Source organism: Bradyrhizobium sp. CSA112 (assembly GCF_029051645.1).
GTDB lineage: Bacteria > Pseudomonadota > Alphaproteobacteria > Rhizobiales > Xanthobacteraceae > Bradyrhizobium.
In genome coordinates this window covers 92,302-111,390 of record NZ_JAACFS010000004.1, presented here as the reverse complement: position 1 = coordinate 111,390, position 19,089 = coordinate 92,302, and the positions used below count along the sequence as shown (strand labels likewise).

General features: G+C 61.4%; 20 protein-coding genes and 1 tRNA gene. 11 read left to right on the top strand and 10 right to left on the bottom strand.

Features of this window, described 5'->3' with window-relative positions; translation table 11 throughout:
* Positions 1–33 precede the first annotated feature (33 nt).
* Positions 34–1,614, bottom strand: coding sequence for a hypothetical protein (locus GWE18_RS10495; RefSeq protein WP_275185695.1), 1,581 nt, complete (start codon positions 1,612–1,614; stop codon positions 34–36).
* 276 nt (positions 1,615–1,890) lie between these two features.
* Between GWE18_RS10495 and GWE18_RS10490 the strand changes: the two genes are divergently transcribed.
* Positions 1,891–2,646, top strand: coding sequence for a lytic murein transglycosylase (locus tag GWE18_RS10490; protein WP_275185989.1), 756 nt, complete (start codon positions 1,891–1,893; stop codon positions 2,644–2,646).
* A gap of 194 nt (positions 2,647–2,840) precedes the next feature.
* A complete protein-coding gene (locus tag GWE18_RS10485; protein WP_275185694.1) occupies positions 2,841–3,647 on the top strand; it encodes a lytic murein transglycosylase in 807 nt (268 codons plus the stop codon).
* Positions 3,648–3,839: 192 nt separating this feature from the next.
* On the opposite strand, the gene GWE18_RS10480 is transcribed toward GWE18_RS10485, so the two are convergent.
* On the bottom strand, positions 3,840–4,682 hold the full coding sequence (locus GWE18_RS10480; RefSeq protein WP_275185693.1) for an SDR family NAD(P)-dependent oxidoreductase: 843 nt from the start codon (positions 4,680–4,682) through the stop codon (positions 3,840–3,842).
* Between the two features lie 140 nt (positions 4,683–4,822).
* Between GWE18_RS10480 and GWE18_RS10475 the strand changes: the two genes are divergently transcribed.
* The 4 genes from GWE18_RS10475 (at position 4,823) to GWE18_RS10460 (ending at position 8,571) form a co-directional block, all read left to right on the top strand.
* The gene (locus tag GWE18_RS10475) at positions 4,823–5,230 is read left to right on the top strand and encodes a response regulator (RefSeq protein WP_275185692.1); all 408 of its coding nucleotides are present in this window, start codon (positions 4,823–4,825) and stop codon (positions 5,228–5,230) included.
* A 48-nt stretch (positions 5,231–5,278) separates the two neighbouring features.
* The gene (locus tag GWE18_RS10470) at positions 5,279–5,896 is read left to right on the top strand and encodes a LysE family translocator (RefSeq protein WP_275185691.1); all 618 of its coding nucleotides are present in this window, start codon (positions 5,279–5,281) and stop codon (positions 5,894–5,896) included.
* Between the two features lie 699 nt (positions 5,897–6,595).
* Complete coding sequence (locus GWE18_RS10465) at positions 6,596–7,951, top strand: GGDEF domain-containing protein (protein ID WP_275185690.1); 1,356 nt, start codon at positions 6,596–6,598, stop codon at positions 7,949–7,951.
* Complete coding sequence (locus GWE18_RS10460) at positions 7,948–8,571, top strand: peptidoglycan recognition family protein (RefSeq protein ID WP_275185689.1); 624 nt, start codon at positions 7,948–7,950, stop codon at positions 8,569–8,571. Before GWE18_RS10465 ends, GWE18_RS10460 begins: the two co-directional genes overlap by 4 nt.
* Before the next feature lie 269 nt (positions 8,572–8,840).
* Here the strand turns inward: GWE18_RS10460 and rpoH are convergent, their stop codons facing one another.
* Both rpoH and GWE18_RS10450 read right to left on the bottom strand, forming a co-directional pair.
* The gene (gene rpoH / locus GWE18_RS10455) at positions 8,841–9,749 is read right to left on the bottom strand and encodes an RNA polymerase sigma factor RpoH (protein ID WP_275185688.1); all 909 of its coding nucleotides are present in this window, start codon (positions 9,747–9,749) and stop codon (positions 8,841–8,843) included.
* Positions 9,750–9,964: 215 nt separating this feature from the next.
* Positions 9,965–10,993, bottom strand: a complete 1,029-nt coding sequence (locus GWE18_RS10450; RefSeq protein WP_275185687.1) for an RluA family pseudouridine synthase — start codon at positions 10,991–10,993, stop codon at positions 9,965–9,967.
* Here GWE18_RS10450 and GWE18_RS10445 point away from each other — a divergent pair.
* Both GWE18_RS10445 and GWE18_RS10440 read left to right on the top strand, forming a co-directional pair.
* Positions 10,992–11,330: a hypothetical protein gene (locus GWE18_RS10445; RefSeq protein ID WP_275185686.1), complete on the top strand. Its 339-nt coding sequence runs from the start codon at positions 10,992–10,994 to the stop codon at positions 11,328–11,330. The two genes, GWE18_RS10450 and GWE18_RS10445, sit on opposite strands and share 2 nt — an antisense overlap.
* 127 nt (positions 11,331–11,457) lie before the next feature.
* Positions 11,458–11,532: transfer RNA gene (locus tag GWE18_RS10440), tRNA-Glu, on the top strand.
* Between the two features lie 3 nt (positions 11,533–11,535).
* Here GWE18_RS10440 and GWE18_RS10435 read toward each other — a convergent pair.
* The gene (locus tag GWE18_RS10435; RefSeq protein WP_275185685.1) at positions 11,536–12,849 is read right to left on the bottom strand and encodes a hypothetical protein; all 1,314 of its coding nucleotides are present in this window, start codon (positions 12,847–12,849) and stop codon (positions 11,536–11,538) included.
* A gap of 319 nt (positions 12,850–13,168) precedes the next feature.
* On the opposite strand from GWE18_RS10435, the gene GWE18_RS10430 reads away from it, so the two are divergent.
* Positions 13,169–14,779, top strand: coding sequence for an SEC-C domain-containing protein (locus GWE18_RS10430; protein WP_275185684.1), 1,611 nt, complete (start codon positions 13,169–13,171; stop codon positions 14,777–14,779).
* Between the two features lie 226 nt (positions 14,780–15,005).
* On the opposite strand, the gene GWE18_RS10425 is transcribed toward GWE18_RS10430, so the two are convergent.
* Complete coding sequence (locus GWE18_RS10425; RefSeq protein WP_342804247.1) at positions 15,006–15,866, bottom strand: hypothetical protein; 861 nt, start codon at positions 15,864–15,866, stop codon at positions 15,006–15,008.
* Positions 15,867–16,365: 499 nt separating this feature from the next.
* Here GWE18_RS10425 and GWE18_RS10420 point away from each other — a divergent pair, with 499 nt between their 5' ends.
* A complete protein-coding gene (locus GWE18_RS10420; RefSeq protein ID WP_275185682.1) occupies positions 16,366–16,737 on the top strand; it encodes an addiction module antidote protein in 372 nt (123 codons plus the stop codon).
* A gap of 100 nt (positions 16,738–16,837) precedes the next feature.
* Here the strand turns inward: GWE18_RS10420 and GWE18_RS10415 are convergent, their stop codons facing one another.
* Both GWE18_RS10415 and GWE18_RS10410 read right to left on the bottom strand, forming a co-directional pair.
* Positions 16,838–17,311 carry a DUF3237 domain-containing protein gene (locus GWE18_RS10415; protein ID WP_275185681.1) on the bottom strand — a complete coding sequence of 158 codons (474 nt, stop codon included), beginning with the start codon at positions 17,309–17,311 and terminating at the stop codon, positions 16,838–16,840.
* A gap of 50 nt (positions 17,312–17,361) precedes the next feature.
* Positions 17,362–17,742 (bottom strand): nuclear transport factor 2 family protein, encoded by a 381-nt coding sequence (locus tag GWE18_RS10410; protein ID WP_275185680.1) that lies wholly within the window; start codon positions 17,740–17,742, stop codon positions 17,362–17,364.
* 135 nt (positions 17,743–17,877) lie between these two features.
* Between GWE18_RS10410 and GWE18_RS10405 the strand changes: the two genes are divergently transcribed.
* Entirely contained in the window at positions 17,878–18,411 is a 534-nt protein-coding gene (locus GWE18_RS10405; protein ID WP_275185679.1) for a helix-turn-helix domain-containing protein, read from the top strand.
* Positions 18,412–18,477: 66 nt separating this feature from the next.
* On the opposite strand, the gene GWE18_RS10400 is transcribed toward GWE18_RS10405, so the two are convergent.
* Together GWE18_RS10400 and GWE18_RS10395 are read right to left on the bottom strand one after the other, a co-directional pair.
* A complete protein-coding gene (locus GWE18_RS10400; protein WP_275185678.1) occupies positions 18,478–18,828 on the bottom strand; it encodes a type II toxin-antitoxin system PemK/MazF family toxin in 351 nt (116 codons plus the stop codon).
* A complete protein-coding gene (locus GWE18_RS10395; RefSeq protein ID WP_275185677.1) occupies positions 18,825–19,079 on the bottom strand; it encodes an antitoxin MazE family protein in 255 nt (84 codons plus the stop codon). The genes GWE18_RS10400 and GWE18_RS10395 overlap by 4 nt, the downstream gene beginning before the upstream one ends.
* Positions 19,080–19,089 lie beyond the last annotated feature (10 nt).

The following is a 19,089-nucleotide window of genomic DNA, read 5'->3' as shown; positions in this document are numbered from 1 at the left end:
AGTCTATTTGTACGACCGGCGTTCGCAAGAAATTCAATCGCATGCCGGATTTTTGGGATCTCCGACCGTGAGGAAGGTAATCGTGGCCGGTCCGATCTCAACCGGACCTGGCGGCGATGTCACCGCGGCAAGCCGCGGAAGATCGTCGTTCGGAGCGAGTTCCAAGGCCGCTCCATTCAGCTTAACTTCGGCGCTTTGCAGATGATCCGCCGACAGCGTGTAACGATCGCTGGCCGCGGGCAATCGTAAGGTTACGGCGGTCGTCCTGTCCGTATTGATGGCTAAAAGCGTGACGGCCCCACGCACGCCGCGCCGGCAATGCGCGTAGAGGTGCACCCCCTGATGCACGCCGGCGTCGAGAACATTTGTACCCATAAGCCGGCGCCACAGCAGTGCCGCCCAATAGTTTGGCCGCGGCCGCAACGTCGTCTCGTCAAGCAGGCCGTAATCGCTTGCAGCCAGCGTGTTGTGCGCCACCACCTGGACGCCGGCCCTGGCAAGCCGGCCAAGCTGGTCGAGATATCGGAACGTATCGAGGAAGGTGGAAGCCCAGGGACTGCCGCCGCAAGCTGCCTCGGCGGCTTCGGTAAGCCAGATCGGCTTATCAGGCGCAAATTCGTCCCTGAGCGATTGGTAATACGCGCGCGTTCGCTCCGTGCTCGCCAGCCACGCTTCCGAAAGCGCGGCCTCTGGCGTGGTTTGACCCGGAGAGCATCGTTGCGAGACCGCGCCGTAGTGATGATAGGAAAAAACGTCGATGCCGGATCCGGATGCTGCAAGCAAGTCCCGCGTGCTGATGAAGTCGGAGCCGGATGGCCGCGATGATTGCGGCGCCATCGTCTCGCCGATCGAACCGGGGCCCAGAATCATCACGTCCGGTTCGCTCGCCTTGATGAACGCAGCAAAGGCCTTGAAGTCCCGCCCGTAAGCTGCCGCGTCGTATCCCCTGGGTGCGCCGCCCATCGCGGCCAGCGTCGGCTCGTTCATGAACTCGGCGGCGGCAATTCTGCCGCCGACGGATTTTGTATAGGCGAAGAAGCGACGCGCCTGATCGCTCTGCCATAGACCTGCTGCGTCCCGGACACCGGGGCCTGTTGCCATCGAGGTGATGATCTCTGCGCTGGCCGCGCGGGCAAAGTCGATGACAGCTTTCCAGCGCTCGCGGCTTAGCACCGCACGAAAACCGTTGGGCGGCGCAGAGGGCGTCTCATCGTTTTCAGCAAAGTAGGTGGTGTTGGCCCAGGTGCCGCTGACGCGTATGTAGGCTGGAGCCAGAGCGGCGGCCAATGTGCGTAGTCGGCGGTTCGATAGATCGACCGGCTTCCGATATTCGTAGAGGTCGGGATTGCCGCCTGCAGGGACATTTCCGGCATTCACCGCGCCGTGCGCCGACGGCGCCGAGGCGCTCGCCCTGTAAGGCTTCCAGAAGCGTCCGCCGGTGACCTCGACCATTTCAACGTTATAGGATTGAAAGCGCGCGTCGATGGTACCGAGACGCGGCAACCGTGAAGGGTCGACGGAAAGCGTTGTCACTTGGGCGGCGGCCTTCGGGCTTCCCGCCAGCGCAGCAATCGCAATTCCTATTCCGACTTTGAAACCACTGGACCTGGTCATAGCCGTTGTCCCTGGAAGAACCAAAGCGGACGTTGGCCTACGCGTTGAAGCTGCGGCGCCACAAGATCGACGCGCCGGTTCAGCGCAGCCGGCAGATCAGCCGGTTCAAATTAGTCGCAATCATGGCCGTTTTCGGGGAGAATCTGTCCATGCGTTTGCCGCAACCCTCGAAGCGCGGCCAAGGACGTGCTAGAAGCCGATGCTTATTTGCAGTGCTCTCTCAGGAACGGCTTTTCCATGCTCCGCATCGCATTTGCTTTCAGCGCCACCCTGGCCATGTTCGCATGCTTCAACTCCCAAGCCGACGCCGCCCAATGCGGCAGCTCGTCCGCCGGCTACGCCTCCTGGAAACAGGAGTTCGCCGGCGAAGCGCGGGCCAAGGGCATCAGCGCTTCGACCATCTCCGCCCTGATGGCGACGAACTATGCGCAGTCGACCATCAATGCCGATCGCGGCCAACGCAGTTTCAGCCTCTCGCTCGATGCGTTTCTCGCCAAGCGCGGGGCCACGACCATCGTCGCGAAGGGGCGGCAGCTCAAGCAGTCGCAGGGCGCGCTGTTTGCCTCCATTCAGCAGCGCTACGGCGTGCCGCCGGGGCCGCTGCTCGCGATCTGGGGGATGGAGACCGGGTTCGGCAGCCAGCGCGGCAATCAGAACATGCTCGCCTCGATCGCGACGCTCGCCTATGACTGCCGGCGCTCGGCCTATTTCACCGAGCACCTTTACGCGGCGCTGCAATTGATCGACCGCGGCGCGCTCTCGCCGGCGCAGCGCGGCTCGATGCATGGCGAAGTCGGCCAGACGCAGTTCATGCCCAAGGCCATCCTGGCCTACGGCACCGGCAATCTCGAAAACGCGGCGAATGCATTGATGTCGACCGCGAACTTTCTGAAGGCCCATGGCTGGCGCGCCGGCGCGGGCTACCAACCGGGCGAGCCGAATTTTGCTGCCATCCAGGCCTGGAATGCCGCAGGCGTCTATCAGAAAGCGATCGCGCTGATGGGCCGCCAGATCGACGGCGGCGGCGAGTAGGGCCCACCACTGTCGTCCCTGCGAACGCAGGGACCCATAACCACAGGCGGCAATTGTTGAAGCGATGCCGTCAAACATCCCGCTTTAACAATATCGGCCGCGGCGTATGGGTCCCGGCTCAAGGCCGGGACGACGACGTTTCGCGCGGCATTTTCCCATGGCATGATTGGCACGAGAATTAACAAGGGATTCGCATGCGCATATTTCGTTGGGCTATTCTTGTCGGCGCCGTCATCTGCTCCACCCCTACCTATGCCGCCCGCTGCGGCGGCGATTTCAACACCTTCGTGGCGGCGATGTCGCAGGAGGCGGCTGCGGCTGGCGTTTCGCGGGCCGTGATCAGCCAGGCGCTTTCGGGCGTCACGCAGGATCCGGCAGTGCTCGCCTTCGACCGCCGCCAGCGCGGCACCTTCAACAAGACATTCGAGCAGTATGTCTCGACCCGCGTCGGCCCCGGGCGCATCAACATCGGCCGGCAGATGCTGCAGCGGCACGCATCATTGCTGGCGCGCATCGAGCAGAAGTTCGGCGTGCCGCCGCAGATCATCGTCGCGATCTGGGGGCTTGAGTCGGATTACGGCAAGGGCGACATCGGCAAGATGCCGGTCATCCGCACGCTCGCCACCATGGCGCATGATTGCCGCCGCACCGAACTGTTCCAGGGCGAATTGCTCGCCGCGCTCAAGATCGTGCAGCGCGGCGATCTCCCCTTGCGCGATTTGATCGGCGCCTTCGCCGGCGAAATCGGCCAGACGCAATTCCTGCCGTCGTCCTACATCAAGTACGGCGTCGATTTCGACGGCAACGGCCACGTCGACTTGCGCCACAGCGTGCCCGATGTGCTCGCCTCCACCGCGAACCTCCTGCACGTGAGCGGCTTCAAGGCCGGCGCGCCCTATGGCGAGGGGAGTGCGAATTTCGAAGCGATGCGCGAGTGGAATAGGGCCACGATCTACCGCAAGACGATCGGATATTTTGCGGACCGGTTAGTAGGGGGTTAGCTCCCGTCATTCCGGGCTCGATGCGACAAATCCACTTGTCGGGCAAATCACTTCGTCGTCCCTGCGAACGCAGGGACCCATACGCCGCGGCGGCTATGAGAGAGGCAGTATGTGTTGCATTCCCGCTCCAGCAACAGCGCCGGTGGTTATGGGTCCCTGCGTTCGCAGGGACGACGGTTGTTGTGCCATCACTCACTTCGCCTGCGCGCCCATCTTCTCGATCCGCTTCGCCAGCAACGCCCAATAGGTCGCCGGGCGAAACCGTTGCAGCAGGTCCATGAACTTCGCGTCGTTGCCGATCAGAATGCGCGGCTGGTTTTTCTCGATGCCGGTGATGATGCGCTGGGCGGCCACGGGCGGCGTGGTTTTGGCGATCGCGTCAAAGCGGTCGATCGATTCGGCGCGGCGGGCATTGTCGGTGATGCCGCTTCCGGCGCGGGAGTTGCGCACGATGTTGGTCAAGACGCCGCCCGGATGCACCACCGAGAGCTTCACCGGGCTGTTCGCCATGGCGAGCTCATGCCGCAGGCTTTCCGAAAAGCCGCGCACCGCAAACTTGGCGGCGCAATACGCGGTCTGGCCGGGCGGGGCGACGATACCGAAGATCGAGGAGAGGTTGACGATATGCGCCTCGCGCTGTTGCGAAAGGTGCGGCAGGAACGCGCGCGTGCCGTGCACCACGCCCCAGAAATTGATGCTGAACAGCCACTCCATCTGCGCCTGGTCGACCTCGTGGAAGGCGCCGAGCAAGGCGACGCCGGCATTGTTAATGACGATGTTGAGCCGGGGATGGGCCGCAATCGCTGCGCTCGCAAATTCCTGTATCTGCGCCGGCTCGCCGACATCGACGCGGTGCGTCGTGATCGTGCGCTTACCCGCTTTGCCGATCTCGGCGGCCACCTGCTGCAACCCCGCTTCGTCCCGGTCGGCCAGCGCGAGGTCGCAGCCGCGCGCGGCCAGTTCGAACGCGAGCGCGCGGCCAATTCCGCTGGCGGCGCCGGTCACGGCGGCCGCGTTTCCGGAGATCGCAGTCATGTTGAAACTCCATTGAAATAAAACGGGCGGGTTCCCGCAACTTTTGCAAATTGGAACTGAACCATAAAGCGGTTCCGCGCTTAGTGTCGATTACCCGACAGAAATGACGTTCTCGACCGACGCGATCCAAGGAGGCTCATATGGGACAATCAAAACCATTTCGTGCGACCGCGCTCGTTGTCGAAGACGATCCGATGCAGCGGGATATGATCTGCCTGCTGCTGGAGGAGAGCGAAGTCGATGTCATCGAATGCGAAAGCGCGGAGGCGGCCGAGCTTGTTCTGGAACGGGTGGCCGGCGATCTGGTGTTAATGCTGACCGATGTGCAGCTCGCCGGTAACATGGACGGGGTCGAGCTCGCGCACATCGCCAGGAAGTACAATCCCGAGATGGGGGTGATCGTCACCTCGGGCAAACCGCTGCATCAGGAATTGCCCGACGGTGTCCTGTTCTGGTCCAAGCCGTGGGCGCCGCTCGATGTGATCCGCGAGGCGGAGCGGATGATCTATGCACGGCAGCACCCCGACGAGCCGCGCGCGCGTTGGTGAGCGGCGGCCGCACTTCCGCGTCGGAGGCCGCCGTGCTAATGGCAGGGCATGACGCTGTCGTTCCTGTTGACCTCGCTGATCGTGGTCGCGTCCCCCGGCACCGGCGTGCTCTACACGCTGGCGGTGGCGCTGACGCTGGGCGCGCGGCCCAGCATCGCCGCGGCTTTCGGCTGCACGCTCGGCATCGTGCCGCATATGCTGGCTGCCATGCTCGGGCTCGCCGCGGTGCTCCACACCAGTGCGTTGGCGTTCGCGGCGCTGAAATGGTGCGGCGTGGTCTATCTGCTCTACATGGCCTGGCAGGCGCTGCGCGAGAGCGGGGCGCTTGCGGTCGACACAAGTCCGGCCGCCGCCACCCGCTCCAGCCGCCGCGTCATCGTGACCGCGATCCTGATCAACATCCTCAATCCAAAGCTCTCGATCTTCTTCCTGGCCTTCCTGCCGCAGTTCGTCGCGGTCGACGAGGCGCATCCGCTCGCGCGCATGCTGGAATTGAGCGCCGCCTTCATGGCGATGACATTTGCGGTGTTCGCCCTCTACGGCCTGTTCGCAGCCTCGCTGCGCGACCGCGTCATCACGAGGCCGAAGGCGATGGCCTGGCTGCGCCGCAGCTTTGCCGCCGGCTTCGCCGCGCTCGGCGCCAAGCTGGCGCTGGCGGAGCGGTAGGCGTTTCAGCCGTAGCCCGGATGGAGCGAAGCGCAATCCGGGGCCGGTGCTTATTTCATCCCGGATTTCGCGTCGCTCCATCCGGGCTACGCGTTTCGCGCCTACCAGAACGAAAAAGGCGGACCTGCGGCCCGCCATTCTCCAAAACGCATCCCGGAGTTGGGAGCCCGGGCGGAGCTGAGCACTCCACCCGGGCCAAAATTCACTTCTTCTTCGACTTCTTGGCCTTCTTCGCCTTCGCCTTTTTCGCCTTCTTCGCTTTCTTAGCCATAGTATCCTCTCAAGGTTTTCATGGATTGAACGCGACACCGAGGCATGCTTGGCGGAGGGCCAGCCTCGCAACATCCTCGTGCACGATCCCAGCAGATTCGCAGGCTCATGCCGCGTGCCGTCATGGCGTTGTCATCGCGTTATCCACAGTTGTTATGCATTTTGATGCGATTTTTCACCGAAGCGCCGCAAGTCGGCGCCGTCGGCATCGCGCCGGTCATGCTTAACGATGCCCGAACGTCGGTGCTCTTCATCAATTTAAAACCACGGCGCGGATTACGGGGCACTGGTGAGAGTCCGTTAAGCCGCGCGGATGCACCTTGTCCCGCAAGACAACGGGGATTGTCGTCGGGGGAGCCGCGAGGCGAGGGCCTTGCGAGGTCTGTCAGACAACTGGGGAGACGGGACGTTGCGCGTCCCGCGTGCGCGATGCTGAGCGTTCCGACACTGTGGACGGTGTTCGTCATCAACTTTCTGGCGCTGGGCCTGATCTGGGGCTACGTGATCCGGAGCTATCCGTCGTTTGAGGCCGCGCGGTTCTGGACCGGCTCGGCATTCACAGCGGCGGCCGGCGCCGCTTTGGCGATGCTGCGCGTCGTGTTGCCGGATACGCTGGTGCCGCTGTTGTTTGCCGGCACCGCGCTGATCCTGGCGATCTGTCTCGCCTCGATGGGGATTCAAAAATTCTTCGACCGCCCGGTTTCGTGGCGCAATACGGTGCTCACCACCGGGCTCGGCTTTGCCGGCCTGTCCTTTTTCATCTTCGTCCATGACAGCGTGCCGGCGCGGATGACTGTCTTTACCGTCGCCCAGGCGCTGCCGATGCTGCTGAGCCTGAAGCTGTTGCTGACCCCGCACGAGGGCCGCGTCAATCCCGGCGCCCGCCTGGCTGGTGTCGTCACGATTATCATCCTCGGCATTCTCGCTGTCAGATTGTTCGGCGCGGTCACCGGCATGGGCGGCAGCTTCTCCTACATGCATTTCAGCCCGGTGCAGTCGGTGGTTATCCTGGTGCTGGTGTTCCTGTCGATGTCGCTGAATTTCGGCTTCCTGCTGATGGCGATGGACCGCCTGCGCAACGAGGTCGCGGATCTCGCGCTGCTCGACGATCTCACCGGCGTCGGCAACCGCCGCTATCTGCTGCAGCGCCTTACGGAAGAATGCGCGCGCTCCGAGCGCAGCGGCCAGCCCTTTGCGCTGCTGGTGATCGACCTCGACAGCTTCAAGAGCATCAACGATACCTACGGCCACGCCGCCGGCGACGCCTGCCTGCAGCATTTCACCCTGATGGCGCAGACCCGGCTGCGGCCCGGCGACATGCTGGCGCGGACCGGCGGCGACGAATTCTGCATCGTGCTGCCGTCGTCTACGCTGCGCGAAGGTGCCATGATCGCCCGCCGCGTGCTGGAGGTCTGCCGTGCGGATGCCGAGCAATGCACCGGCAACGATATTCCGATCGCGGTCTCGATCGGCGTCGCGCAATGGAGCTGCGAGATGGGGGCATTTCCTGACCGCCTGATCGCGGCTGCAGATCACGCGCTCTACGACGCCAAGAAGGCCGGCCGCAACGGCTTTGCCACCTACGACCCGGCGCCGGCGCTGGCGCCAGAAGCCGCAACATCCGGGATGGCGGATATGGCCCTGCGCAAACGCGCCTACAGCGTTTTCGAGCGAAGCATGCCCTCGGACCTGATCCGGGGGTGGCTACCGGTTCGCGTGAAGAAAACACGTCAAACAAGGGGCCGACCATGTTACTCAGGCAAGTCACCGGGGCTTGAGATATGAATCCTCGTTTGCTTGCGCTGGCGCTTTGCGTCCTCGCATTTCCCGCATCCGCCTCCGCACAAACGCTCGACCTCGCGACAATCGCGCGCTCGTCGGGCACGCCGGATATTCCCGGCCTGAAGATGGTGTGGCTGGCGCCATGGGGCGACCTTTCAAAGGCCCATCCCTGGCGCAACATCATCGTGCACCAGACCGAAGGGCCGGCCGGCTCGGCGCGCGGCGGCGCGCTGGCGCAGTCGAAGAATCCGACCCGGCGCGGCGTCATGGTCTGGGTTGAAACTGACGGCACCGTGTACTGGGCGGTCGCCGAACATCTGGTGCCGACCCATGGCGACGGCGCCAATCGCAACGACAACAAGTACATCGACAACGGACCGACCTTTCGCCAGGTGATCGGCAATAATTCGGTCGGCGTCGAATTCGCCGGCAACTATCCCGACGTGACGCGCGGGCCGACGGAGGCGCAAATCGCCGCGTGGCGAATTCTGGTGAAGGTGCTTCGCGCGCGTTACGGCATCCCGCTCGATCGCGTCTATGCGCATAACTGGATCGACTACAAGGACGCGCGTTATTGCGAGGGCTGCGCACTCGCAAAGATGGCGCGGGAGTGGGGGGAGTAGGGGCGATGGGCGGTCGTCATCGAGGGTAAGGAGAGTGCGGCCCCCTCGGCTTGGTCGTCCCCGCGAACGCGGGGACCCATAACCACAAATGTTCATTGCTGCGACGTGGACAAATAAAGCCAACGTGTACCGTTTTCCTCACATCCGCCGCGGCGTATGGGTCCCTGCGTTCGCAGGGACGACAGCTCGCTTGTCGAAAAACTAACCCCCAAAAACAAAAAAGCCGGCGTTGCCGCCGGCTTTCGTTATCAGTTACCTCGATCGCGCGGTCAGTGCGCGGCTTCGAGCGCCGCTTCCTGCTTGGCTTCCTGTTTGGCAATCGTGCCCTTGACGGCCGACTGCACCTTTTCGAAAGCGCGGACCTCGATCTGCCGCACGCGTTCGCGCGAGACGCCGAACTCGGCGGCGAGGTCTTCCAGCGTCATCGGCTCTTCCGCCAGCCGCCGCGCCTCGAAGATGCGGCGTTCGCGCGGGTTGAGCACACCGATGGCGCCGTTCAGCGCCTGCCGGCGGTGATCGAACTCCTCGTGCTCGGCCATCACGGCTTCCTGGTTGGGCGAGTTATCGACCAGCCAGTCCTGCCATTCGCCGGCTTCACCGTCGTCGCGGATCGGCGCGTTGAGCGACGCGTCGCCGCCGAGGCGGCGGTTCATGTCGACCACGTCCTGATCCGTCACGCCGAGGCGCTTGGCAATCAGCTTCACCTGGTCGGGGTGGAGATCACCCTCGTCCAGCGCGGAGATCTTGCTCTTCGCCTTGCGCAGGTTGAAGAACAGCTTCTTCTGGTTCGCGGTGGTGCCCATTTTCACGAGCGACCAGGAACGCAGAATGTACTCTTGAATCGAGGCCTTGATCCACCACATGGCGTAGGTGGCGAGACGAAAACCCTTCTCGGGCTCGAACCGCTTGACCGCCTGCATCAGGCCGACATTGCCTTCCGAAACAACTTCGGAGATCGGCAAGCCGTAGCCGCGATAGCCCATGGCGATCTTGGCCACGAGCCGGAGATGGCTGGTGACAAGGTGATGTGCCGCGTCGCGATCGTCATGTTCGCGCCAACGCTTGGCGAACATGTATTCCTGCTGGGGTTCCAGCATTGGGAATTTGCGGATCTCGGCGAGGTATCTAGACAGACCGGATTCTCCATTGAGAACCGGCAAGGTAGCTGTACGGGCCATTTGAGCGCCCTCCAGTGGTTCAGGCCCCCGATAGCGGCGGGCCCGGCAGGTGATCGCTGTGTTAAAGCCAATCACGCTGCGATGTTCCGCGCTGGATATTCAGCGCAGGTGCAACATAGCCGAAAACGAACAAATAGGGAAGGAATGCTGACGTCACGTCCCCGTGTGGCAGCTATAACCTATTGGTATACCTTGCCTTTTCCAAAAGGCCTGCGTCATACGGCCGCTTCCAGCGCACGTTGCAGGAGAAGCAGATCCTCCGGCAGAGCCGCCTCCCAATGCAAAAATTCCCCGGTTCGGGGGTGTTCCAGGGCGAGCAGATAGGCGTGCAGGGCCTGCCGGCCGAGCGCGGTGAGTGCATCCTTACCTTGGGTACCGAGCTGCCCGGCCTTGGTCTTGAAGTGCGGGCCATAGACGGCATCGCCCATCAGCGGATGGCCGATATGGGCGAGGTGCACCCGGATCTGATGGGTCCGCCCGGTCTCGAGCTGGCAGGCGAGCAACGAGGCGACCGGCTTGCCGTCGCGTCCCTGATACGCCGCCTGCAATTCCCAATGGGTAATCGCCTCGCGGCCGCTTTGGCGCACCGCCATCTTCTCGCGGGCATAAGGATGCCGGTCGATCGGCGCGTCGATCGTGCCGCGCTGGCGGCTGGGCACGCCCCAGACGAAGGCCATGTAGCCGCGCTGCATCGGACCGGTGCGGCCATGGTCGGCGAATTGCGCGGTCAGCGATTGATGCGCGTGGTCGTTCTTGGCGACCACCATCAGCCCTGTCGTGTCCTTGTCGAGCCGGTGCACGATACCCGGCCGACGGACGCCGCCGATGCCGGAAAGGCTGGCGCCGCAATGGGCGATCAGCGCGTTGACCAGCGTGCCGCTCTCATGGCCGGCGGCGGGGTGAACGACAAGACCCTTGGGCTTGTCGATAACGATGATGTCGTCATCCTCATAGACGATATCGAGCGCGATATCCTCGCCCACAGGCTCCGGCGCCACCGCTTCGGGGACGTCGATTGTGATCGTATCTCCAGCAGCGACATGATAAGCGGGGTCGCGGATGGGGGTGCCTTTGGCCGAGACGGAACCGGCCAAAATCAGCGCCTTCAGCCGCGAGCGCGACAGTTCCGGGCGGAGCACCGCGAGCACGCGGTCGAGGCGGGGCGATCCCTCGTCGCCACCGACGGTAACCTCCAGCCTTTGACCGCCGTTAGATGAGCCTTGTTCCAAAGCAGAATCTTGCATGACCGATACCGTTGCGCCCGAACCGACCCCCGAGCAGGCCGCGCTGATCGCGCGGGTGCGGCGGATGATGCTGATCGCGGGCCTGACCTCGGCGCTCGCAGTGGCCGTGGTCCTGACCGCCGTCGGGTACCGTCTTTACCGCAGCGAGGGAAGCCCCACGTCAAGCACGACGGATATCACTGAAACCCTGCCCAAGGGCGCCCGCATCGTCGGGACGGCGGTCGCCGGCGAGCGGCTGGTGCTGACGCTGGATATAGGCGGGGTGACCGAAATCCGCACCTTCGACGCCAGGACGCTGAAACCCGCCGGAAAGCTCAGATTCGTCAATGAGCCGTGAGGCCTGCGCGATCGGCCGGAATTCCCGGTCGCCCGAGGACGCAAGGCAATAGATTTACCCAACCGTGCGAGGCCCCTCAGACTTGCCTTGCCCACCGCACATTTCGCGGCTATTCCCTGAGGCCAACGCTCCCTTCGTCTAGCGGTTAGGACGCGGCCCTCTCAAGGCTGAAACAGGGGTTCAATTCCCCTAGGGAGCGCCAGAGTTAACGCGTCTCGGGCGCGCCATTCTCCCGCGATGGCCGCGATGCGAGAGCCGCGGCGCGTATCTCTTCTCGCCGGTCGGGCCGTTCCTGCAAGACTTCATCGAATATGACGGCGCGGAAACATTGCGCGGTAATCTTCTCGATATCGACGATCGGATCCTCGCCGTAGTCGGCATAATACTTATGGTATTTGCCGGAATCGTGGACGTCCGGCGCGCCGCCATGAATGACGGTGGCGCGCAAGCTTAAGAGAAGCCTTAGCCGCTCATAGGGGAACGTATCCGCGCCATGCTTGGCGGCGGCGTCGATGATCGCCTGCGTGGCGCGGCTGGCATCGCCGAAAATCGAATCCATGGCCATGAAGATGTGCGAAAAGCTCTCATTCGGCTTAAGCGGCCAAGCGCGATAAAAATATTCGAGCGCGCGGCAGTGCTTGACGTCGGTGCCATCCTCCGAAGTTAGCTTCTCGCCAAGACGATGAAGCCATGCATGGTCGTGGCCTTCGATGGTGGCGTCATGCATGAGCGAAGGCAGGGGAGGATCGCCGAAGGACTCGGTAGAGTCGGACGATGAGAACGTGCAGCGGCCGCCGAAGTTGTGCCTACCGCTGAACAGTTTCCGTTCATGGCGCGGCAAGGTGAGCGCGAGCGCTCCCAAGATTGCGGCTTTCCGCTTTTCAGCGACTTCAAAGTTCGGCGCGCGGACTCCAAGCCAAGCGGTCACTAGCTCGCGCTTCCGGTCTGGACTAATGCAGGAGAAATGGTCCGGAGAAAGCGGGTTTGAGGGATGGATACCCAGCCACGAATGCGTGAGGGAAGCGGGGCGAAGAAAGCTGAACACCGCGCCGTCGAAATCCTCCTGCACAACCACCGGCACCAAGGGGTAGAGGGTAAGGCCGGTTTCGGGCGTGAAGATCGACGAGGCGGCGAGGTGGCCGGCCAGAACATTCTTCACACGCCACGAGACGGCATCGGCGAGATCGCCTTGCACGTCATTGAACATCACTTGCTCGCCGATGGGCCAGAAGTGGTCAATGACGAAGTTCTGGAGCAGACTTTGGATTGCCCGTACGTCCATCTGCCGCAAATGCGCGGGGCCGTGCTGTCGCACAAAGAGCGTAGCTTCGGTCAGGGCTTTGGAGTCATAGAAAATCTCGGTCCCCATGCGCCGCTCGAATAGCCGAGCGCCGATATGTCCGAAGAAGAATGAAGATGACAATCCTCCGCCGCTGTCCTTCATGGAAATCGAGCGGAGCAGCCGCTCGATCGCCTCGCGGCAGATCGCTTCCGTGGTGGCGATTTGATCTGGGTCCATGCGCGCATTTTCGCCGATTCACGCAATGTAGGAAAGAGGCCGGGGACGCCGCGATGGCTAGGCTCGCCGCCACGACTTCACCGGCCGCCGGGCGTGCATCTGTTCGGTCAACCATTCGAGCAAGCGTAGCCCGGATAAGCGCAGCGACATCCGGGGATGGTCCTTTCCCAGAGTTTTGTGGGGCGGCTCAGCGAGCGCGGAATCGGAAGGTTTCGACACCTTTTTTGCGGCTTGGCGAGGTCCAATGGTTGAGGCGAGATCCGCAATCAACCTAAACTATCGTCATTGCGACTCGGAACCGCCTAACAAGGATTTTCCCTTGAAAATTGGTCGTAACCAGCCCTGCCACTGCGGCAGCGGCAAAAAATACAAGAGGTGTCACGGCGCGCATGGTGGCCAGCCGAAACCTGCCATTCGTCAGGAGCAGGTCCAACGGTTCTATGAGCAATTTCTCGCCAAAGAGCAGATGCGCAAGGAGCAGCAAGGCCTAGGACGCCCGATCCTCTCTGCAAAATTGAATGATCGACAAGTGATAATCGTTGGCGACAAGATTTTTCACTCCACAAAATGGAAAACCTTCCCGGACTTCCTGAGCGATTATCTTAAGGACCTGCTCACGCCAGCTTGGGGCAACGCGGAAATCGCCAAACCGCTCGCGGAGCGGCATCAAATCATGCGGTGGTATGACGCCTATTGTCGGTATCAGCAAATATCAATTCTTAAGCCCGGTGAAGTATTCGAGTTTGAGATCAATGGCCTTGTCGCCTGCTATTTGGGGCTGGCCTATAGTCTTTATCTCCTCCATCACAATGTGGAACTACAAGCGCGCCTTCTGAAACGGCTTCTTGATCCGGGAAATTTCCAAGGTGCCTACTACGAGCTGATGGTGGCGAATACGCTCTTGCGCGCAGGCTTCAAGTTGACACTCGAAGACGAGACAGACGGTCTCACCAAGCACTGCGAGTTCGCGGCCGTATCTCAGACCACCGGCCGCAAATTCTGGGTTGAAGCCAAGATGCGCTCGGTCGCAGGTCTATTAGGTCGAACGAATGCAGATGGCACGAGCGATCCGAATCCTATCTCACACTTGAACACGCATTTGAACTTGGCGCTTGCTAAGCCAGCAGACGATACCCGTCTAATCTTTGTCGACCTGAATTGTGATGAGACAAACAACGGTTCAGGCAAGCCAAGTTGGTTCGAGAAGGCGGTGCGCGCGCTAGAGCGTTACGAAGCGAGACACGTTGACGCCAAGGCTTATGTGATTATTACCAACCTACCATTTCATCGCATGTTAAATGAGCGCGTACCTATTGCAGCAGTTCCGTTTGGCTTGAACATGCCCGACTTCAATCGGCCCGGTCACTATCGGCTTTCGGTCGCGTGGAAACTCAAACAACAACACATCGACGCCTATAAAATTTGTCAGTCGTTAGAACGGTACACCAACTTTCCCTCAACATTTGACGGAAGCCTCCCTTCAGAAACTTTTCGGAGGGATGGATCACGTGTGGTAATTGGCGAGACCTATGTTTTTGATAACGATAGAGGTGGGATCGTAGGTACAGTAACAGGAGCTGTCGTTCTTGAAGACAAGCGCGAGGTAATGATCACGTTTAGCGCCATGGATGGCAAAACCTATTTGCACCACATGCCGATCAGCGACGACGCACTCAAGGATTACAAAGATCATCCCGAGACCTACTTCGGTCGGATACAGCCAGCAGGGCGCACATACAAGACGGTCTACGAACTTTTCGAGTTCCTGATGGAGACCTACACCAAGTCATCGCGTGAATTTCTGCTCACAGAGGTGCAGAAAATCCCCGAGCTGAGCGGTTTTGACCGTATGACAAACGACGAACTCGCCGCGATCTTCTGCGAGCGCATGGCGGCTGCGATGGATCAACGCTCCCGCCGAACAAAGTGACAGCAAGCGTAGCCCGGATGAGCGCAGCGACATCCGGGGGATGGTCCATCCCCGCATATCGCTGCGCTCATGCGGGCTACTCGCTGAGCGCGCTCACGGCGCTGTTGACCGCAGTGACAAGGGGAGCGCTGGCCGGCCACTCTATCGGTATTACGGTGACAGTGCACGAAACTCTCACTGCAGTTGAGGGCAGTGTCACCGTAATCCTGTCCCCTTCATAGGAAAGCTATTGAGCCGCCGTCACTCGCAACGATTTCCTCAGAGCCCGTTTGGGGCTCGATTCCGGATCCGCGATCGGGCGGTAGGTCGCGACGCGGCGCAGCCAGCCGGCCTCGAAGACACGGTTGGATGGAAGGTTGCGAACCCTCTGCTGCAGGACGAATTGCGCCGCATCGGCGAATTCGGCGCGCACGGCCTTCGGATCGCTGGTATCACCGTTCATCTTCAGCAGCACCTGCTTGAGACCCCAACCCTGCCGCCGCCCGGTCTCCCTGTCCATCGCGGTTTCGTTCGGGTTGGTGCCCTCGCCCTTGAAGTTGATGTAGTCGATCAGCGGATAAAAATTCTCGGAGGCGCGAATGATGCGCGTGAACTGGATGACGATATGTTCGCGCTCCGTGCCGTCGGGCGTCGTCTTGAGGATCTTCTCCATCGCACCTTGCGCCCGCGCCACCATGAATTGCGTCTGCTCCGCCACGGTGTCGAGCAGAAACTGCCTCAACTCTTTCATCTGCGGTGAGTTGGAGTTCCTCCTGAACTCGGCCCGGCTTGTCCACGGGTTGGCCGGAATTTGCGGCTGGTCCAGCCAGGCGGGCAAACGCACGTTCTTCTTGCGCATGAATTCGAGCAGGGCCGGAAAGCTCTCCTCGAAAGGCAGCCATTTGCCGACAGGAAACCAGATGAAATGACCGATCCCTAAGGAAGCGAATTCCTCGTTCGCACTCCATGACGTGATCGCATCAATTTTTCCGCCTGTTTCATTCAGCCAGATCTTCTGGCCGATCTTCTTGGCCAGATCGCCCGGCAAGACGAGCTGTGGTACAGGTAGATCCTTGGCCTCGTGGCTCGATTTCCGTGCTTCCGGCATTTGAACGGCAGCTTCCGGCGCTGGCTTCTGCACCTCAGGCTGTCGCAGAACTGTTTCGGGTTCCGACTTCTGCGTGTGGGATGCTTGCGCGACGCCAGGCCCGCCCTGGTCTTTTTCGTTGTCAGCGACGCGTGCCGCGGCCGGCGCGGCTATTTCCGCCAATGCCGTTTGCGTCGCCATGCCAGCGACGATGACACACGAGAGCAGCAATGAGCCGCAAGCAAGCACCTTTGCGCTGTATTGTCCGGGTTTCGCTTGCCGTGCCGTTCTCCTGCCGCTACCCGCAGGCCAGCGGCCAATGAAATCACCGCCCATGTCTATGTTTCCGAAGGCTAGCCTGACGGGAAGGGTCGTGTGGGCGAACAACACGATGCGTATGGCGAAATCGTGGGGTCATAGTGGCGCCCCGGTGCCGGCGCCACATGGGCGACAAGTCCAGCCAGCGCGGCGACATCGCCAGGGCAAAGCGCTTGGCGAGGGAATTGAAGGAGAGCGGGCGATGAAGAAGGCCAAAGCCAAGGAAACCGTGAAGGCAAACGCGAAGGCAAAGGTCACTTACGCGCCATTCGAGGTCGCTGACTATCTCGATAGTGAGGAAGCGATTGCGGAATATCTTTCGCTCGCAGCCCGCGACGAAAATCCCGGCGTATTGCTCAAGGCGCTTGGTGACGTAGCCAAGGCGCGCGGCATGGCGGAAGTCGCGAAGGCGTCCAGTCTCGGCCGGGAAAGCCTCTACAAGACACTTGCGCCGGGTGCCAAGCCGCGTTTCGAAACGATTGCCACCATCATGCGGGCGCCGAATGTCGGATTTTCAGTCGAAAGCAGGTTGCCAGTGCGAGCGAAGAAGGCTCGCAAGTTGACAGCGGCGTAGGTGGCGAGCGAGGGTGACAGTGCATAAAACTCTTACCCGGAGTTTGAGTGGACTGTCACCGTAATCTGTAGATCTGCACCGTGCTGCCGAACCGCAAGGCTCAGAGGATGCGAAACAGCCGATGATCGATCCGCCCCAGACCGTATTCGCCGTAGCCGACGGTGACGATTCCGCAAAGCCAAACGTAGCGCTCATCTGACGTCTCGAACCTGGGCGTTGGCCGCACATAGCTGTCGTCGAAGGACACCCGCTCGCCCTTTGCCAGACGCTCACGGCCGTCTCCCGGAAAACTGAGGACGCCTTGCGACTCATAGTGGATGAGAACACCGTCGTGGGTGCGCATGGTTGCACGAACATCCATGCGACTGATACCGTCGGCGCCGACGGAGACCCAGTCGCCGCCGCCTGGCAGCATTTCGCCCCGGAAGCGTGGACCTTCGAAGCGGCCGCCTTTCACCACAACGGTCACACGTGTGCCGAGGGGAGTCGGGATCACCTGGCGGAGTTCCAGATCAATGCTGAGATCGCACAGATGCTCGACCGGCAACGCGTTGATCAACGCGCGATCGAACACCGGTGTCTTCTGGTCAGCGAGAGTTTTTGCGTTCGTCATGTTCGTGTCCATCATGCCGCTTCGAACGCGGCCTTGACCTGGGCATAGTCAAAGAACGTATCTTTCCGTGTGACGAGGCCCCTGGCATCCACCTCGACAACGTCGAGAGCGCGAAAGCTGCGTCGATGCTTGCCGGGCGGCTGGAAGGTGAGTGTCCAGTCAAGCGTCCAGTGATTATCCCCGATCAAAAGGCGATGCGTCACGACGCCGAAATCAGGATAGCGCTCGAAGATCTGCGCAAACTCCTTACGCAATGCGGTGTTGCCTTTTACTTCACCGGTCCGGCCATGAGCCTCGAATGTTGGGTCTGGTGCGTGGAGCGCGAGGATGGCGTCCGGATTGTGGGACAACCAGGCGGCGGCGTAGCGATCCGCGATGTCGGCGAGATTCAAGTTCTTGGACATAAGACCTCTCATTTCTTCATGCGGTTGCGTGGGGATGCATGTCCCCAAAGTTCGCCGAGCGCTTGCAACCGGCTCCGCGAAGGCGCATATCTATGCATATGAATTTCATAGGGTCAAGATGATATGAAAAAGAAAGGCACTAGGGCTACGATTTCTTCTCCGGTGTCGAAAGAGACCGGGTGCCCGGTCGCGCGCTCGCTAAGCATTGTCGGCGATCGCTGGACGGTGCTCGTCTTGCGGGAATTGACCATGGGTAACCGTCGCTTCGAAGAAATCCAGGCACAGACGGGAGCGACGCCGCAGATGCTCGCCGCACGTCTGAAAAAATTGGAGTCTGACGGTCTGGTCGAGCGCCGCCCCTACAGCACTCGCCCGCTTCGGCACGACTATTATCTTACGGAAGCTGGACTCGCATTCTACCCGGTACTGCTCGCGCTGCGATCGTGGGGAGAGACCTGGTTGAAGTCCGAGAAGGAGGAGCGCGCCATTCACTACACTCATATTCCGTGCGGGCAGGATCCGGGACTAGGCCCTGTGTGTCAGAGCTGCGGAGGGGAGATGCGCCAAGACCAACTCGTGCCGCGATTTAGCGAGGCTTTTGCGAGAGAGCGCGACGCCAGGAAAGCGGCTTTCAAAGCTGCTCGCGCTCAAAATTGAAAACGCAGCCGCGGCTCGGGGCAACGCAATGAGCGAAGAAGGCTCGCCGTATGAGGGCGGTCTAGCTCACCGCTGTTTGCTTCTAGGAGATGTTGCCAGCCCAAGGAATACGAGCAATGCCTGATTGAGGCGCAAGACATCCTCATCGTCCAGGCGCCCGACGCGCGTCCCGATCTTGGATTTCGGAACGGTGGTTATCTTGTCCATCATGAGGCGGCAAGGTGCGCGCAATCCGTTGCGCTCATTCGGTACGACAGGGAGCCGGAACAGTGGTGCATCGGTCTCGTCCGTCGTGAACGCGCAGATCGTGATGGAGGCGGTTGCGTCGAAACTGTCGTCCTGAACGATGACGACGGGTCTCGCCTTGCCCGCATATCCCTTACCGCCGGCGACGGTCCAGATGTCGCCGCGCTTCATTCATCTCCATCCACGTCATCATTGAATGCAGAGACGGAATCGATGAACGCCTGATCGTCGCGGCCATGAGAACTGGCGGCAACGGCAAGCGACTGACGATGCGCCGCCGACCGGAACGCCGGTGCACCTACGTCCGGGACCCAAATCTGGATCGGGCGCAGCCCTTGCCTGCGCAGCCTTTCACGATGCTCCCGTACCTTCACCCGGGAAGACTTCGCGCGGGAGGACCTTGGCTTCGATGCTGACGCCATCGACAAATTC